This is a genomic window from Eisenbergiella porci, from assembly GCF_009696275.1.
GTDB classification, from domain to species: domain Bacteria; phylum Bacillota; class Clostridia; order Lachnospirales; family Lachnospiraceae; genus Eisenbergiella; species Eisenbergiella porci.
Genome location: NZ_VUMI01000019.1, coordinates 32,230 through 49,984 on the forward strand (window position 1 = coordinate 32,230; position 17,755 = coordinate 49,984).

The 17,755-nt window shown below is 48.3% G+C and carries 13 protein-coding genes; 12 read left to right on the forward strand and 1 reads right to left on the reverse strand.

The window, feature by feature from the left end; genetic code table 11:
- Positions 1-25 precede the first annotated feature (25 nt).
- The 4 genes from FYJ45_RS12965 to FYJ45_RS12980 are packed head-to-tail and all read left to right on the forward strand — an operon-like array spanning position 26 to position 3,307.
- Positions 26-1,762 carry a type 2 periplasmic-binding domain-containing protein gene (locus tag FYJ45_RS12965; RefSeq protein WP_154464924.1) on the forward strand — a complete coding sequence of 579 codons (1,737 nt, stop codon included), beginning with the start codon at positions 26-28 and terminating at the stop codon, positions 1,760-1,762.
- Positions 1,763-1,798: 36 nt separating this feature from the next.
- A complete protein-coding gene (locus tag FYJ45_RS12970) occupies positions 1,799-2,647 on the forward strand; it encodes a MurR/RpiR family transcriptional regulator (protein WP_154464925.1) in 849 nt (282 codons plus the stop codon).
- Positions 2,648-2,680: 33 nt separating this feature from the next.
- A complete protein-coding gene (locus FYJ45_RS32200) occupies positions 2,681-2,974 on the forward strand; it encodes a phosphoketolase family protein (RefSeq protein WP_154464926.1) in 294 nt (97 codons plus the stop codon).
- Between the two features lie 60 nt (positions 2,975-3,034).
- Positions 3,035-3,307 carry a hypothetical protein gene (locus FYJ45_RS12980; protein WP_154464927.1) on the forward strand — a complete coding sequence of 91 codons (273 nt, stop codon included), beginning with the start codon at positions 3,035-3,037 and terminating at the stop codon, positions 3,305-3,307.
- 185 nt (positions 3,308-3,492) lie between these two features.
- Here FYJ45_RS12980 and arcC read toward each other — a convergent pair whose 3' ends face one another.
- A complete protein-coding gene (gene arcC / locus FYJ45_RS12985) occupies positions 3,493-4,428 on the reverse strand; it encodes a carbamate kinase (RefSeq protein WP_154464928.1) in 936 nt (311 codons plus the stop codon).
- 266 nt (positions 4,429-4,694) lie between these two features.
- Here arcC and FYJ45_RS12990 point away from each other — a divergent pair, with 266 nt between their 5' ends.
- From FYJ45_RS12990 to FYJ45_RS13025, 8 genes are all read left to right on the forward strand, one after another.
- Positions 4,695-6,692, forward strand: a complete 1,998-nt coding sequence (locus FYJ45_RS12990; protein ID WP_154464929.1) for a beta-N-acetylhexosaminidase — start codon at positions 4,695-4,697, stop codon at positions 6,690-6,692.
- 658 nt (positions 6,693-7,350) lie between these two features.
- Positions 7,351-8,025: a carbohydrate ABC transporter permease gene (locus FYJ45_RS12995; protein WP_268890941.1), complete on the forward strand. Its 675-nt coding sequence runs from the start codon at positions 7,351-7,353 to the stop codon at positions 8,023-8,025.
- Positions 8,025-8,885: a carbohydrate ABC transporter permease gene (locus FYJ45_RS13000; RefSeq protein WP_021639021.1), complete on the forward strand. Its 861-nt coding sequence runs from the start codon at positions 8,025-8,027 to the stop codon at positions 8,883-8,885. Before FYJ45_RS12995 ends, FYJ45_RS13000 begins: the two co-directional genes overlap by 1 nt.
- A gap of 91 nt (positions 8,886-8,976) precedes the next feature.
- Positions 8,977-10,329: an ABC transporter substrate-binding protein gene (locus tag FYJ45_RS13005; RefSeq protein WP_154464931.1), complete on the forward strand. Its 1,353-nt coding sequence runs from the start codon at positions 8,977-8,979 to the stop codon at positions 10,327-10,329.
- Positions 10,330-10,419: 90 nt separating this feature from the next.
- Positions 10,420-11,643 (forward strand): ROK family protein, encoded by a 1,224-nt coding sequence (locus FYJ45_RS13010; RefSeq protein ID WP_025488581.1) that lies wholly within the window; start codon positions 10,420-10,422, stop codon positions 11,641-11,643.
- Between the two features lie 14 nt (positions 11,644-11,657).
- Positions 11,658-13,820: a Sip1-related alpha-galactosidase gene (locus FYJ45_RS13015; protein ID WP_154464932.1), complete on the forward strand. Its 2,163-nt coding sequence runs from the start codon at positions 11,658-11,660 to the stop codon at positions 13,818-13,820.
- A gap of 32 nt (positions 13,821-13,852) precedes the next feature.
- Positions 13,853-15,151: a sedoheptulokinase gene (locus FYJ45_RS13020; protein WP_154464933.1), complete on the forward strand. Its 1,299-nt coding sequence runs from the start codon at positions 13,853-13,855 to the stop codon at positions 15,149-15,151.
- 58 nt (positions 15,152-15,209) lie between these two features.
- Entirely contained in the window at positions 15,210-17,753 is a 2,544-nt protein-coding gene (locus tag FYJ45_RS13025) for a glycoside hydrolase family 2 protein (protein WP_154464934.1), read from the forward strand.
- The last annotated feature ends 2 nt before the right edge of the window (positions 17,754-17,755 follow it).

Below are 17,755 nucleotides of genomic sequence, written 5' to 3' on the forward strand. Positions count from 1 at the left end.
AAAATGATTGGGAGGAGGAGAACAAATGAAGATAAGAGCATTGAAAAAAGGTATTGCATTGGGGCTGGCCTGTATTCTTACGGCATCGCTTGCCGGCTGCGGAGGAAATGCCGCAGGCGGAAATTCAGGTACGGCGGATGCCCTGGCAACACAGGAACAGGGAAGCGCGGCGGTGGAAGAGTCTGCCGGAGGCGGGGAAACAAAGGATGCGCCCGCGGATATTCCCCAGCCTGACCCGGATGAAAGGTACAGCATCAGCTATACCGGCATGTGGTCGGGAGCGGATTATGAGGACGGCTCTTACGTTGAAACCATGATTGAGGATGCGCTGAACGTTGACATCACGGTGGAAAAGGCGGAAACCAACGATACCATTGATCTGCTGCTGGCCTCCGGAGAGATGCCGGACTGCGGATGGTTCGACAAGACGGTTAACTGGATGTATGAGCAGGAGCTGGCCAGGCCGATTCCCAGGGCAATGGTGGAATACTACTGCCCGAAGCTGATTGAATATTATGAGGAATTCCCGCTGATGTATGAAATGACGCTGGATCCGGAAAATGAGGATCAGTTCCGGTATCTGACGGGGATTACCTTCCAGTTTGTGGATTATTATCTGCCCAATGATTATTACCGTTATGACTGGATTCTTGATCTGGGCATTGATTTGGGCGTGAATGTGGAGCAGATTTCCGATAATATTTATGTGGCTGACGACGGGATTGAGCTGAGCAAGTTCATTGAAATTATGGATGCTTTTGTAAATAAGGATCCCAACCATACCGGAGCCAGGGATACGGTGGGCGTTACGGCACCCAGCCTTACCCAGGGAGTATTTTTCTCCGGCTATGATTTCTACACCGGCGTGAATGATGTAAACGGCAGGGCGGAGCAGTATTATGTGATGGATGAATATAAGGAATTCCTGAAGGGCTTTGCGGATATGTATAAGCGCGGTCTGATTGATCCGGAAATCATCACGGGCGACAGAACCCTGTCCTGGGAAAAAGTGAACAATCAGACGGCAGGCTACTGGATTACCTCTACCAACGCCCTGAATTCCTGGGCAGTGGAACGTCCTCCGCTTACGCTGATTGAAAAATATCCCGATGTGAAAATCCTTGCCACGCCCGGAGTGAAGCCGGACGGCGGCGAAGTGAAGGCCAGAACCAACGAATCCCCCGCTTACGGCAGCTTTTACGTGAATGCCAATGTGGATGATCAGAAGCTGGCAAAAATACTACAGTTCCTGAACTATACACTGTTCGGAGACGGCGACCTTGACATCCATGCTTCCATGTTCTACGGGGAAAAGGGAGTTGACTGGGAATGGGATGAAACCGGGGAAATGCCCGTGAAGCTCAACGAAATGCCTTCTGGAAAGAAGGGAACCTGGACCTTCGGTCAGTACGGACAGGATCGTGACGTAACCAGATGGACCACCTATGAGCCGCTGTTTGTTGCAGGGCTGAAATACTGGTCGGCGGAAGAGAACGGAAGCTGGATGAAGTGGCAGACGATCCCTTATAAATCCGATATCAGGAGTGAGACGGATTATGCATCCATTTCTTCCGAAATCAGCAGCGATGTATGGGCCTATGTGAACAATTACTGTGCGGAAGCGGTTCTGGGACAGATAGATGTGGATGCCACCTGGGATGATTATCTGGCGGAGCTGGATCGTATGGGCTATAATAAAATGATGGATGAACTGGAAAAGGTGGAACCGCTGGAGGACATTATCGCCAGCTATGGAAAGTAAAAGCGGTTCTTATTGACAGCATGGAGCGAGCGAGAGATGAATATTTATTTTCAGGACATCATGGAAAGAATCCGGATGCACTATAAAAAGATGACGAATACGGAGCGTATTATTGCCGATTTTTTTCTCAGCAATACGGAAAAGATGGAATTTTCCGCCAAGGCGGTGGCTGCCAGGCTGCATGTTTCGGAGCCTGCCATGACCAGATTTTCTAAAAAAATCGGGTTTTCCGGGTACCGGGAATTCCAGTATTTATATGAAATTAATTTTCAGATGGTACAGTGTGATGATGAGGAGCTGCTGCACAGAATCATTGATACCTATCAGAAAATACTGCTGCATTTTGACGGCGGGATTACCAAACAGGTTTACCGGTTCTGCGAATCTTTATCGGAGGCTGCCAGGGTTTACATTTTCGCCCTGGGCAGCTCCGCCTGTGCGGCGCGGGAGTTCAAGCTGCGTTTCATGCGTCTGGGGCTTTTGGTGGAGGTTATCGACAATCCGCACCTGATGCAGATGCAGGCGGTGCTTACCAAGCCGGAGGATCTGGTGATTGGCATGAGCATCAGCGGGGAGACGGAGGCAGTGCTGGATGCGCTGCGCACGGCAGGGCTTCATCATACGGAGACGGTGCTGATCACAGCCTGCCGTAAGCAGCATTTCCAGGAGCAGTTCGGACAGATCCTGACGGTTCCGGCAGTGGAAGGGCTGTCTCTGGGGGACAATATATCCCCGCAGCTGCCGTTTCTCATAATTACGGACGTGATTTACAGCCTTTTTATGGGAATGGATTCCAAGTACAGGACGGCGCTTTTTCAGGATACGCTTACCGCTATCGGGAAAAAAGAAAGCGGACGGAGAGGGACGGAGGATGAGGTGTGCTGAATAACAGGCCTTGCCCGTATTGACATATTGTTAATGAGGATTGCCCTGGTTTTCCGGAAATTACTGGAAAATCAGCCGACCTATTACCGTACCAACCGGAACCTGCATGTATACGTCTATCAGGAGGAAGGGACGATTACTACGTCCTTCGATATGCGTGTGCAGAGTGAAATTGACCGTTATCATCTGGTGCAGTCGGTGATCAACAACCTGTCTCAGCTTGGAAACAAGAGCTCCTATCTGCTTCAGAAGATACAGCGTTACGTTTTCTTTACAAAAGCATTACAGAACTTTGATGTTAGAACTGCCCTTTTCCGGGCAGAATAAAACTGCGGGGATATTTGATTCAAATGGAACTGACTTTTTTTATCCGGAAAGGGGATTTTTATGAAATTTACAGAGAATTCAGTGAAGAAAAGAATGGGATTGCTGGGGCTGGGATCTGCGGTGCTGGTTGCGGCCGCCGCCCTGGGGATGCATGGGTTCCAGGTCCTGGGAACGGAAGCGGGACAGGAGTCACAGTTTGAAAGCGGCGCAGAAAGGGATGCGGCAGGGACTGGGGAGAATGCGGTTTTGGATGCGTATCCGGAGGAAGAGTTCTTTGAGACGGAGACAGATATGACGGAGTTTGAAGGAAAGCTGGAGGATATTAGGGCCTGAAAAACAGCTGCTGTGCAGGCCTGTGGAATTCAGGCCTATGAAGTTCAGTCCTGCGGAAATAATTTATTATCTGTGTACAGCGGATATCAGAAAAGGAGGATGCCTTGTAAAGGGGACATCCTCCTTTTGGTATTGTGATTTAAGCTGGCGGCGAGCTGAAGGGCTGGTTTTAAAGGGGCAGCGCTTTAAGCGGTAATCACCGTCCCGGCCTTCCCCTTCACCGCGTCCGCCACGAAATCCAGCGATGTGATCAGCACGCTTCCGGTAGGAACCGCCTCCAGATAAGAGATGGCGGCTTCGATTTTGGGAAGCATGGTGCCGGCTTCGAACTGGCCGTCTGCAATATAAGCTTTGGCCTCCGCTGTATTCATACGACGGATAGGGGCTTCCGTTTCCTTCTGGTAATCCTTGTACACCTGTTTTACACTGGTGAGGATGATCAGCTGATCAGCTTTCAGATCCACGGCCAGTTTGCCTGCGATGCAGTCCTTTTCGATGACTGCGGAGGCGCCTTTTAAGGCATGCTCCTGAGGGATGACGGGGATACCGCCGCCGCCGCAGGCGATGACCTCCTGACCGGCATCAGCCAGGGCGCGGATGGAGTCGATTTCCAGGATATCGATGGGCTTGGGAGCCGCTACGATACGGCGGTAGCCTTTGCCTGGTTCTTCTATTACAAAGTTGCCTTTTTTCTGTTCTATTTCCGCATCTTCCTTTGACATATAACGTCCGATGAGCTTGGTGGGCTCATAGAACGCTTCGTCATAAGGGTCAACGGTGACCTGGGTGAGGATGGTGCTGACTGATTTGGATATCCCGCGGCTTAACAGCTCTGCGCGAAGGGAATTCTGGATATCGTAGCCTACGTAGCCCTGGCTCATGGCATTGCAGACGCACATGGGAGCGGGGGTGTAATCAATGTAAACACGGCGCAGCTCTGTCATGGCCTTATGGATCATGCTTACCTGCGGGCCGTTGCTGTGGGTGATGGTCAGCTGGTAGTCCGCCTCAATTAAGTCGGCCAGCGCTTTTGCCGTCACTTTCACGGCGTCCAGCTGTTCTGTGGTGGTATATCCCAGAGCCTGATGCCCAAGGGAAACAACTGCTCTTATTTTGCTCATATGCGGTTCCTCGCTTTTATAGTTTGTTGGCGGCCCCGGCGGGCCGGGCGCCCTGTCTGTTTCATGCTTCTTCCGGCAGCTGCCCGGATGATTGGACAGTTACTTTTTTATGTTTCTATTATAGCAAAAACAAAAAAGTTTGTATACCGCAAAGATGCCGGATGACTTTTGCAGTAAAGTATGCTAGTATGCAATTAGACTACATGGCGGCGGTTTTTGGGGCCGGGAGGGCGGCCGTCGCTGCAGTAAGATAAGGGGTGAAGAATATGTATTTTAAGCTGATGAATAACAGGCCGGAGCTTCTGACCGGAATGAGAGAGCTGCTGGAGGAAAGGCGCCATCAGGTGGTTACAGACGCCCAGACGGTGAATCCGGTGCTGAACGGCGGGCTGGAAATGCCTGTGGAGGTTACAATGGATCTCACCGGCGTGGAAGATGGCAGGGAGGTGTCGGTTTCCTACGGCTGCTGTGAAGAAAAGGGCTGCCGCAAAGGGAAAGCGATGCTCAGGGCCTGCGGGAAAACGTTCCTTTTCCGTGCGCTGATGACGCTTGTACGGGAACTGGAAAGAAAAGGGACGGACGATAGCTTTGAAAAAAAGGAAACTGTGTACCTGGATAAAAACGGTACCATGCTGGACTGTTCCAGAAACAGCGTACTCAATGTGGAAACGATAAAGAAGTATATCCGTATCCAGGCAGCGCTGGGAATGAATACCATGATGCTTTACACAGAGGATACCTATGAAGTGCCGGAGTATCCTTATTTCGGCGCGTTCCGCGGCAGGTATACGAAGGAAGAACTGGCTGAGTGCGACAACTACGCAGCCCTGTTTGGAATTGAAATGATTCCCTGTATTCAGGCGCTTGCCCATCTGAAGACGGCGCTTCGCTGGGATGTGATGCAGGGAACCCGGGATACGGAGGATATTCTTCTGGTGGGGGAGGAGAAGGTCTATGATTTTGTAAAGGCCTGCATCAAGTCCGCTACGGAGCCTTTCCGCAGCAGGAGGGTGCATCTGGGAATGGATGAAGCCTGGTCGCTGGGCCTGGGCAATTACCTTCTGAAAAACGGGTATCATACCAAAGCGGAGATAATGACCGAGCATCTGAAGCGGGTTGCCGATATTTGCAGGGAACTGGGGCTGGAGCCCATGATCTGGTCGGATATGTATCTGCGTATGGTATCGCCGGCCAGCGAATATTATGATGTGCCGCTGGATTCCGATCTGTCGGATGCCGTGAAGCCGCCGCAGGAAATCGGGCTGGTTTACTGGGATTATTACCATGATGATGAGAATTTTTATAAGTCATATCTGCGTATGCACAGACAGCTGTCGGAAAAGACTGTTTTTGCCGGGGGCGGCTGGGTATGGAACGGCGTGGCTCCCAACTTCCGGGTGGCCTTTGCAACTACGGAAGCGGCGATGCGCGCCTGCAAGGCGGAGGGGGTCCGGGAAGCGGTATGCACCATGTGGCAGGATGACGGCGCGGAAACTCCCATGGCGGCAGGCCTTCCCTCTATTGTGCTTTTTGCGGAGCATGGATTTGCCAAGGAGCCTGACAGGGAGTGTCTGAAAGAGCAGTTTGAATTCCTTACGGGCAGCAGCTTTGACGCGTACCTTGCTCTGGGTGAATTTGACGCGGCGCCGGGAAGCGAGACCTTTGACAATCCTTCCAAGTATCTTCTTTATCAGGATGTGATGATGGGATTATTTGACGGGCAGGTGAAGGAGGCGGACGGTTCAATGAAAGCCGGCGGCGCTGCGGAATCCTGTCTGGAGCGTTATTATGAGCGGCTCCGGGAGAAGCTGCAGGGGCTGGCGGGAAGCGAGGCGGCTATTGAGGATGAGGTGCTGGAGCTGTATATTCATCTGGCGGATGTGCTTTCCGTAAAGGCCGGCATGGGCAACCGCCTGTGCGCGGCATATGCAGCTGGCGACAAGGCGGCGTTGAAGGAAATCGCGGAAAAGGAGATCCCTTCCTGCATGGAAAAGATAAGGGGGTATAAACGCTGTAGGGAGGAAATCTGGGATTCGGAGAGTAAAATTTTCGGCTATGAGGTGCTGGATATCCGTCTGGGAGGACTGCTGTCCCGTATGGAAACAGCGCAGCGCAGGCTGAAGGGCTATGTGAGCGGCAGACTGGATAAGCTGCCGGAGCTGGAAGAGGCGCGTCTGCTTTACCGGCCGGTGAAGGATGGAGAGGAGCATAAGCTGTGCAGCTGCAATAGCTGGCGGATGATTGTTTCGGCTTCGCCGGTGTAAGAAGAACAGCAAAAGAACAGAGATAATAGACTGAAGGGAACTGTCCATGAGGGCAGTTCCTTTTTAGCACTTTTGGGGAGAGGATGGGATGATGAAAAATAATTGGGGGAGGAAGTGGTTTTTATTGGATTGGAAATATATTCAATTTAATTTAATAAATGCTTTTTGAAAACCTGCCTTTTTATATTAGGCTTGAAATATCTGCTGAAAGGCATTTTGTTTACATTAAAAATTGCTAAAATCACTCTTTTGATTTTATGCAAATATACAAAATGGATGATATTATTAAAAAAAGTTTAATTAGTGGTTGATTTATTATTAAAGATAGTATATATTGATATTAGAAAAAGAAATGGCACATAAACTTATTGGAAAGATGTTTTTTGTATACATAGTGCCTAAAGTTTTATGGGGAAAAGGAGAGGATAAATTGAATTCGAAGAAAAGAAACAAGTACGCGTATCTTTATCTGGCACCATTTTTTATAGTTTTTTTAATATTTAGTGTATTCCCAATTGTATATTCCTTTGTGCTGAGTTTTTGCAACATGGATGTACTGTCCGGAAAATTCACATTTACGGGACTGGATAATTACAAGCGGATGATAGATTCCGGATATTTTTTCAAATCCATTCTAAACACGCTGCTGATATGGATTATGTCAATTATACCACAGCTGACCATTGCTTTTATACTGTCATTAATTCTCAGTAATAAATGGTTCCGCGGAAAATTTATTTTGAGAAATCTGTATTATTTCCCAAATCTGGTTACACCGGTTACCATTGGTCTTTTATTCGGGGCTTTGTTTTCCTATCCCGGCGGCGCGGTCAACAACATTATTACAATGCTGGGTCTGGAGGCGGTGGATTTTCAAAATCACCAGATGCTTGCAAGAATTGTTATTGCAATAGCTATCTGCTGGAAAAATTTCGGTTTTAATATCATTTACTTTACGGCGGGTATTAATTCCATATCAGATGAGGTTATGGAGGCGGCAGAAGTGGATGGCGCAAGTGCATGGCAGAGAATTACCAAGATTACAATTCCACTAATGAAGCCGATTCTGATTTACGTTATGGTTACCTCCATCATCGGCGGCCTGCAGATGTTTGATGAGTCTAAGCTGGTATTTACCTCTGTGCCGGGAGATGCAACCACTACAATGGTGAAATATATGTACGATTCTGCATTTGTGAGATTCCAGTTTGGATACGGCGCTGCGGTTGCCTATGGTATTTTCGTAATTATTGCAATTTTCAGCGTATTTTCGCTTCTCGTAACGAAGGACAAGCAGGATGAATATGGAAAGAAGAAGGGAGGAAAAGCCTGATGGATAATAAAGATAATCTTGTGATTCAAACTAAAATCAAACGTTTTATAAGCAGAGGGCTGATATATCTCTTCGCAATACTGGTGGCGGTTGTGGCATTTTATCCCTTTTTTGTCATGATTATCTCTTCCACACATGATAATTACAATATCGTTGCCAGAATCAATATTCTTCCCGGCACACATCTGAAGGAAAATTTCGAGCGTCTGACACAGAATATCGATTTGTACAGAGGAATAATTAACAGCCTGATTCTGGCAGCGGCTGTCACTATAATACAGAATTATTTTACGATGATGGCGGCGTATGCTTTTTCGAAGTATAACTTCAAGGGTAAGAATTTCCTTTTCTCAGTTGTTTTGGTAGCTATGATGCTTCCCGGACAGCTTGGGATTATCGGCTTCTATAAAGAAATCCAGGCATTAAAGCTGCTGAACAGTTATTTTACGCTGATAGTTCCCACAATTGCCAACTGTTTTGCTGTGTTCTTTTATAAACAGTATATTGACGGGGCGCTGCCCAATGAGCTGATTGAAGCTGCCATTATGGACGGCTGCGGAGAACTTACCATCTATCATAAGCTGGTGCTTCCGCTGGTAATCCCGGCACTCGTTACCCAGGGGGTAATGACTTTTATCGGAACCTGGAACAGCTATCTTACGCCTCTGATTGTATTGAATGATAAAAAGAAATTCACGCTGCCTCTGATGATTGCAACGGTGCGTGATGCAACACATGCCGATTATGGAGCGCAATATGTGGGTATGCTGGTTTCCATTATTCCTATGGTTATCGTATTCTGCTTCGCATCCAAAATTATTATGGAAAAGATTTCAATTGGGGCAGCGGTAAAGGGATAAACAGAAAAGACTTTAAAAGATATTTAATCAGTTACAGTGCTGATGAATATAGAAACTATGTTACAAAACAATATTTAAGGAGGGTTTTACTATGAAGAAGAAATTATTGTCAGTTCTTTTGAGTGCCACTATGCTGGCCGGTGTCCTTGCCGGATGCGGAAGCAGCGCACAGACAGAGAACACCAGCAGCAATGCAGAGAGCGCACCTGCAGCAGAAAGTACGGCGGCTTCCGAGGCTGCGGCGGAGACGACGGCAGAGAGCGCTGCGGAAGTTGATCCTGCAAGCGTAACAGGAGAATTTACATACTGGACCTATACGGACAGTGCAAATAATCTGGTAAGTGCATTCAATGAGGTTTATCCCAATGTGAAGATAGATCTTCAGGTATTTGGCGGTGATGAATATAAAACCAAAATCCTGACAGCGCTTCAGAGCGGCGATAATGTGCCGGATGTATTTGACCTGGAAGAAAATTATATGTACGAATTCCTGGACAGCGATTTGATTGCGGATCTGTCTTATATGAATATTGAAGAGCTGACAAAAGATTTCTACGACTTCCAGACTGCAGGAATGAAGGATTCCAATGGAAAGTTTAAAGCGCTGTGTTTCCAGTCTTCGCCGGTTGGATTCTGGTATCTGAGAGATGCCTGCGAAGAATGGCTTGGGACAAGTGATCCGGATGAAATTTCTGCAATGCTTACCGACTGGGATACAGTAATTGCAAAGGGCGAAGAGATTTATGAAAAATCCAACGGCACAGTACAGCTTTGGCCGAATATTACCGAGATGGTTAAGGTGGATGCCTTCTCCTTTGACCCGCTTGTAAGAGACGGTAAACTGGAAATAACCGATGATTGGACTGGTTTAATTGACAATATGCGCACCATGTTCGGCAGCAAGGCAAATGCTGAGCTGGGCAGCTGGGGGTCCGAATGGGCTGCGGCATGGAATGAGGGGACGCTTCTTTTCAGAGTAATGCCTTCCTGGGATTTCTTTACCGACTGGGATGCCAATAAAGGAAATGTAGGAATTGCAACACCCTTTAACGCTTCTTATGAAGGCGTTACCGGTACATGCGTATACAATGATTCAGAGAAAAAGGATCTGGCTGCAACCTTTTTAACCTATATTGCTTCCGATGATTTCCAGAAGCTGAATATGGAACAGTATAATCAGGTTCCTGCAAGCAAAAAAGTATGTGATGAGCTTGCGGAAGGATTTTCCTCAGAAGACTTCGGAGGACAGAATCTGCTGAAGACCTATAGTGAAATCTGTGATAAAATTGTTGGTATAACACCCGATAAATATACAAGAGCAACACAGAATTTGTTCCAGAAAGTAGCAACAGACGGAATTAAAGCCGGCCTGGATAATGATGGCATTATAGAAGAATTCAAAAAGCAGTTACGTGACCAGTATCCTGAAGTTACGATTGAATAATCTGCCTGATTATCCGGAGCCTGAGTAAGAAGTTTGGACAGGAAGCGTTCATGCTTCCTGTCCGAAAATGATAAAAGGAGCGAGGGGCAGATGGGAGAACAGACAAATCAGGTACAGCTGAAAAATTTTAACAGAAGGACAGTCCTGAATTATATCAGAAAAAATGGAACCGCAACCAAAGCGGGGCTGGCTTCGGTAACCGGACTTACCTTTATGGCAATCAAAAAAATACTGGAGGAGCTGGAAGAGCTTCAGCTAATCCGGTGTGATGAAATGGAAGCGGGCGGTATGGGAAGACGTGCGGTCACCTATGCTGTCAATGAAACCTACAGATATACGGTAGGAATACATATCAACAAGTTTGTGACCAGCATTGCACTGCTGGATCTTCGGGGAGAAATCCTTGAGATAGAAAGATGCTCCATGCAGCAGGAGTTCCCAAATCAAAGCGCGTTTGTGGAAATGCTGGCTGCTTCTGTGGAAAATATAATCCGCAGATCCGGTGTCGGTAAGGAAAAGGTTCTGGGAATCGGTGTGGGTGTCCCCGGTCCGGTGGATACGGAGACCGGTGTGATTATGACGCCGCCCAATATGCCGATGCTGAACTATCTGCCTTTGAAGGAAATACTGGAGCAGAAATGCGGATGCAGTGTTTACGTACAGAAGGATACCAATGTAATCGCTTTCGGTGAATATTGGTATGGAGAAGAAAAAGACTGCTATGACCTTGCCTATGTGGATGTGGATATGGGTATTGGTTCCGGCTTGATAATAGATGGAAAGTTAAATATTGGCGCCAACAGCATCGCAGGTGAGTTCGGACATATTACAATTGATATCAATGGTCCGCTGTGTAACTGCGGGAACCGGGGCTGTCTTGAGGCCATGAGTTCTGGAATCGCGGTGCTGCGGGAACTAAAGAGCCAGCTGGTAAAGGAGCCGGGGCATCCTCTCTACGAAAAGAGAGAGAGCCTGGTGATTGAGGATGTATTTGAAATGGCGGAAAAGAAGGATTTGCTGACTATTTCTATTTTGAATCAATCCGCCTTTTATGTGGGAGTTGCCATCAGCAATCTCATAAATATATTGGATCCTCAGATTATTATCCTGGGAGGGATCCTGATACAAAAATATCCCAGATATTTTGATATTGTTTCAAATGTGGCAAATGCAAGGAAGGTAAAGGGCGCTAAGGAAAACCTCCTTGCGATATCAAAGCTGGGAGAAAATGCGGGAGTTATAGGCGCAGGCGAAATTGTTGCCGATAATTTCTTTAATGAATTGGTTAACGAAGTATTTTCCAGGAATACCTGAAATGGAGAAAAAACATGTTTAGAAATAATACCGGAAAAGAATTCCCTGCAGTAGGCTCAATTGTTCTGGAAACGGAAGAAGGCATAGAGGTAAGGCTGGAAACACAGGTGGATACCGGGGAAGAACAGGCAGCGGCTTGCGGGAAAATCCAGCCGGTTATAAGCGGGCTGCAGCTTTTGGGGGATGAGAGTACCGCTGCAATTTATCTTCATGCCAGGAAACAGCCGAAAGAACCTTTTTTCGGACCGCAGACTTTCCTGGATGCCCGAAAGGGTGTCAGCTACCGGATGAAGCTGTCGGGAGTAAAACGTATGCTTGCTATTTACCAGCATAAGGACTGGTGGATACGTCCGGCATTTCCCGAAAGCTGCGAAGAGGTGCCTGAAAGGACGCAGCTTTTGATTGCAGAAGGGGAAACAGGTTATCTTGCCATACTGGCTGTATGCGGGGAGGAATACCGCACTGATATTGCAGGAGCGGGCCGGGAGCTTAGGATTACGGCGGCCTCCAACTGCATTAATAAACGCAGTGTGGATGATTTGGGGCTGGTTATGGCATCAGGGACCAATCCTTATCAGTGCTGTGAGCTGGCAGTGAAAAAAGCGCTTGCGCTGCTTGGAAAAACAAAGATGTTCAGACGGGAGAGAACCTATCCGGAAATGTTTGAATACTTTGGCTGGTGCAGCTGGGATGCCTTTTACCATGAGGTTTCACATAAAGGGATTATAGAGAAAATGCAGGAGCTGAAAGATAAAAGTATTCCTGCAAAATGGGTGCTTATAGATGACGGCTGGCTGGATGCCGATTATAAAAAACAGGTTCTGAAGGGACTGGATGCGGATGAGGATAAATTCCCGGATGGACTGGGGGCGTGTATTCGGGAAATTAAACAGGATTATGATGTAAAGCAGGTGGGCGTATGGCATGCGGTAATGGGTTACTGGAACGGATTAGAGACGGACAGCAGCGCCAGCCGGAAACTCAGGGAGGGGAGCAGGACGCTGGAGGATGAAAGGATCGTGCCTGATGTAGAGCCGGGCAGCGCTTTTGCTTTTTATGATACCTGGCATAGCTATCTGAAAAACAGCTGTGATGTGGATTTTGTCAAGGTGGACGGCCAGAGTGCAATCTCTTTATTTTATGCCGGCAGAAAGGAATATGGCAGGGCATCGGCCGGAATTCAAAAGGGCTTGAATGCTTCGGCGGCGCTGCACTTTAACAACAGGATTATTAACTGTATGGGGATGGCAGGGGAGGATATGTGGAACCGGCCCAGCAGCGCAATTTCCAGAAGCAGTGATGATTTTGTACCGGACGTGCCCCACGGATTCAGGGAACATGCAATTCAGAACGGCTACAATTCTTTGCTGCAAGGACAGTTTTTCTGGGGAGACTGGGATATGTTCTGGAGTGATCATGAAGAAAACTGGCAGAATTCCATACTCCGCGCCGTAAGCGGCGGCCCGGTTTATACGAGTGACAAAGTAGGACGTACGGATGGAAGGTTTATTGCGCCGCTGATGAAAAAAAACGGCAGGCTGATCCGTTGTGAAGAGGTAGGGATGCCTACGGTGGATTGCCTGTTTGAAAATCCGGTGGATACGACACATGTCCTGAAGCTGTTTAACCGCTATCATGAAAATTATGTGATTACGGCCCTTAATATTAATAAAGAAGACAGGGTATGTGAAGGACAGATTAAAGTCAGTGATATTCCGGGGCTTGCCGGTAAAGAGTGGATATTGTACAGCTATCGGGAAAGAAAAGCAGCCCTGCTTTCAGAAGCGCACAGCTATGAGTTCAGGCTTGCACCCAATGATGGGGAGCTGTTTCTTGTTCTTCCTGCGGCAGATTTTATCCCGTTAGGTATTCTGGAAAAATACATTGGCCCGGGATGTGTGGAAGCTGTGCTGCAGGAGGAAGGGCGGCGGACCGTAATCCTTTCCGAGGAGGGGACCTTTGGTTTTATCAGCAGCAGGGAACCGGAAAGGTTTTTGTATGATGGTAAGGAAGAAATGCTGGAAAAGGAAACGATAACAGGTTCCGAAGCCTGTCTGTATCATGCGCAGCCGGGAAACTGCGGGCCTGACAAAAAATATCATATGGCGGAAATTTTCTGGAAGGGGAATGACAGCAGCAGGGCTGATATGTCCGATGGAAAGGCTGCGGGAAAGTAAGCAGCCGGAATCTGAAAGGAGCGTTAACTGCCATGAAATCACTTGGAATAGATATTGGAACGACCTCCATATGCCTGGTTTGTTATGAGGAAGGAGCGGAGAGGCTGTTATTTACCGCATCCAGGCAGAATGCTTTTCTTCACGGAACCTTTGAACAGGATCCCGAAGCGATTATGGAAAAGATATATTCATTGCTGGAAGAAGCGGAAAACAGCGGTTATGGCCCGGATTGTGTATCTGCCGTGGGCATTTCCAGCCAGATGCATGGAATTCTCTATGTGGACGGAGAAGGGCGTGCGGTGTCCCCTTTTTATACCTGGAAGGATGAAAAGGGAAAACAGTTTATGACGGACGGAGAAACCTATGAGGCATATTTAAGCAAGAGGACAGGAATACCATTGTTTTCGGGGTATGGAACCGTAACCCATTTTTTCCTGTCCCGGAATGGGATGATACCCGGGGAAGCAGTTGCAATTGCCAATATAGGCGATTATGCTGCCATGCGTCTGACGGGGAGGAACCAGCCGCTTACAGACGAGTCAATTGCGGCAAGCTTCGGAGGTTTCTCTCTGAAAGAGGGCTGCTTTGAACGGGACAGGCTGCGTATGGCAGGCGTGGCGGCCGAATATTATCCTTTGCTTTCAGGAGAAAAGGAAGCGGCGGGATTATACAGGGGAATTCCGGTAAGCTGTGCTTTTGGAGATAATCAGGCAAGCCTTTACGGCGCGCTGGACAGGCCGGAGGAGCAGATAAGCATAAATGTGGGGACCGGTTCACAGGTATCCCTGTTTGACAGGCGGCTGATACCGGATGCGGCGGCAGATATCCGCCCGTTTTTTCACAAGGGGTTTCTTTATGTCGGGGCATCATTGAATGGCGGGAAGGTTTATGAAAAACTGGCCGCTTTTTTTGAGGAAATAATATACGAATTTACGGGCCGGAAAGTACAGGCTTTTGACCAGATGGAACGAATCGGGAGTGAAAAAAAGGATACGGATCTTTTAATAAATCCTTCTCTTTACGGGGTGAGAGGAAATCAGGGCATAAAGGGGAGCGTGCACAATATTTCCTTTGATAATTTGCATGCTTCAGATTTTATACGGGCCTATGTAAAGGGGATGGCAGAGGAGCTGTACAATATGTATGTCGCTTTTCCGGAAGAAATCAGAAAGGGGCGGTCAGAAATTGCAGCCAGCGGAAACGGCATCAGATTGAATCCGCTTATGGCGGAGGAAACAGCAAAAAGGTTCGGCATGCCTGTAATCTTTGGAAAACTTCAGGAGGAAGCGGCGGCAGGGGCTGCAAAAGCGGCTTTGGAGCTTCTTTTTTAAAAGGATATCGACAGTCAATACCCGTAGTTTCAGCCGGGAGCAAAAAGGAGTACGGAATATGAATGGAAAGCTGATAAGACCCGCAGACAGGATTGATTTGGGCGGCACGGACTGGAAAATGAAGGAATTTGTGGGAATGGACTGGATTTGGCGTGATTCGGTAAAGCAGGAAAGTCCGGATGTGCGTTGGTGGTATCCGGCCAGTGTACCGGGAAGCGTACTGCATGATTTGATGGAAAACGGGCTGGTTCCCGATCCGTATTATGAATTGAATTCCAGGCTGGCAGAATGGGCGCCGGAGAGAACCTGGGTTTATAAAAAAGAATTTTATATTCCGGAGGAACTGGAAGGCAGACAGATAACGCTGGTATTTGAAGGAATTGACTATAGCTCGGAGATTTTTCTGAACGGAGAATCGCTGGGAAAGCAGGAGGGGATGTTTGTTCCCTGGAGCTTAAATATCAGTGAAAGACTTCAATATGGCAGCAATAACCTGTTGGCCGTAGTACTGGAACCTGCACCGTTTGAACAGCCTCAGGTAGGAAAGACGAGTCTGGTGACCACACATAAATCAAGAATGACCTATTGGTGGGATTTCTGTCCCCGGATGATACATCAGGGTATCTGGCAGGAGGTATATCTTCTGGTGAACGGGGAAGCCAGGCTGACGGATGTATATCTGCATTCTTCTTTGTCTGAGGAAATGTCTGAAGCGGAGGTGTCCATCGAGGTGGAAGCGGAGGGTGCGGAGGGCTGCACGCTGGAGGGCCGCTTCGGAGAGCATGCTTTTACAGGAATATTGGAAAACGGCCGGTGTACGGTCGTGCTGCATATAGATAATCCAAGACTATGGTGGTGCAATGGTCAGGGCGAGCCTTATGAATATCCGGTGGAGGTGAGGCTGCTTGACCGTCTGGGCGAGGTGTCAGACAGACGTACGCTGGCATGGGGAATACGGAAGATAGAATTTCTCCCAAACGAGGAAACGGTTCCGGGAAGGGAGGATGTGACAGCCTCAAAAACAGGAAGCTTCACACTCTGCCTGAACGGAAGAAAAGTATATATGAATGGTTATAACTGGGTGCCCGCAGATGTGATGTACGGCGCCGTCCCGGAGGATACCTATGCCCGGCTCATCCGTCTGGCCAGGGAGGCGGGAGTTAATATACTCCGTGTGTGGGGAGGCGGCCTGATAGAACGCGATATTTTTTATGGGATGTGTGCGCAGGCGGGAATTCTTGTATGGCAGGAATTTATTCTTTCCAGTTCAGGAATCGATAATACGCCTTCGGTGTCCGAAGCCTATAAGGAGCTGATGAGAGGGCAGGCAGAGTCCATTATCAGACAGAAGAGGGGATTTACAGCGCTCGCGGTCTGGTGTGGAGGAAATGAACTGCAGGATGAAGCCGGGATGCCGCTTTCGGAGGAACATCCCTTGCTGCAGGTGATGGGAGAACAGGTAAAAAGGCTGGACAGGGACAGAAAATGGCTGCCCACATCCCCCTCAGGCGGCGTATTCCTCAATTCCTTTGAAAATCTGGAGAAATGTCCGGGAGAGCTTTTGGATGTGCACGGACCCTGGGAGCATCAGGGACTGGAAAAACACTGTGAGCTGTATAATCAGGGAACCTGCATGCTGCATTCCGAATTCGGTGTGGAGGGAATGACGAATTATGAGGCGCTGCGCAAAACCACGGCGCCGGAGCATTTCCTTCCGGCCAGCAAGGATAATGCGTATTATTTCCACAGGGGAGCCTGGTGGAATAATGAACCTCTGGTGCAGAAAACCTTCGGCGGTTTGAAGGAAATAGAGAAAATACGAAAGGGAAGCCAGTTCATGCAGTATGAAGGGCTGAAGTATGCGGTAGAGTGCAACAGAAGAAGGGCCTTTCATAACAGCGGCACCTTTCCCTGGCAGTTTAATGAACCATATCCCAATCTGTACTGTACCTCCTCCCTGGATTACTACGGTAATCCCAAGCCGGCCTATTATGGTGTAAAAAAGGTATATTCGCCTTATCTGGTAAATGCATCCTTTGACAGTGCTTCTCTTTATGGACAGGAAGCATTGGAGGCGGATATTTATATGGCGGCCAACGTTGAAGCAGGTGTTGCTCCCGGAGGCTATGAAGTACTGGCGCAGGTATATGCCATGGACGGCAGAACACTGATGGCAGAATGCTTTTCCAGTGATAAAGCCGCTATGAGCGCCGCCAAGGTAGGGAATATCCGCCTGCCGCTGGAAAAGCTGGAGGAGGAGCTGCTTTTGCTCAGACTTTTTCTGCGCAGGAAGACTGACGGGACTGTCCTTGCTGAAAATGAATATTTGTTTACCAGGGAATGCGATTTGGGGGCGGTGTTTAGAATGGAGGAGCCAGAGCTGAAAATGGCATGCCTGGATACGGGTGTGGAAATAGAAAATCTGGGAAAAACAGCGGCGCTGTTCCTGTTTTTAACCCGGGAGGATGGAAATCCCGTGTACTGGAAGGAGAATTATTTTACGCTTTTGCCGGGAGAAAAAAGAATAGCAGCCGGAGAAGGGGAGCTGAAGGAAGCCTCTGTCCAGGCGCTGAATGTGGAATATCGGAAAATCAGGAGGTAACA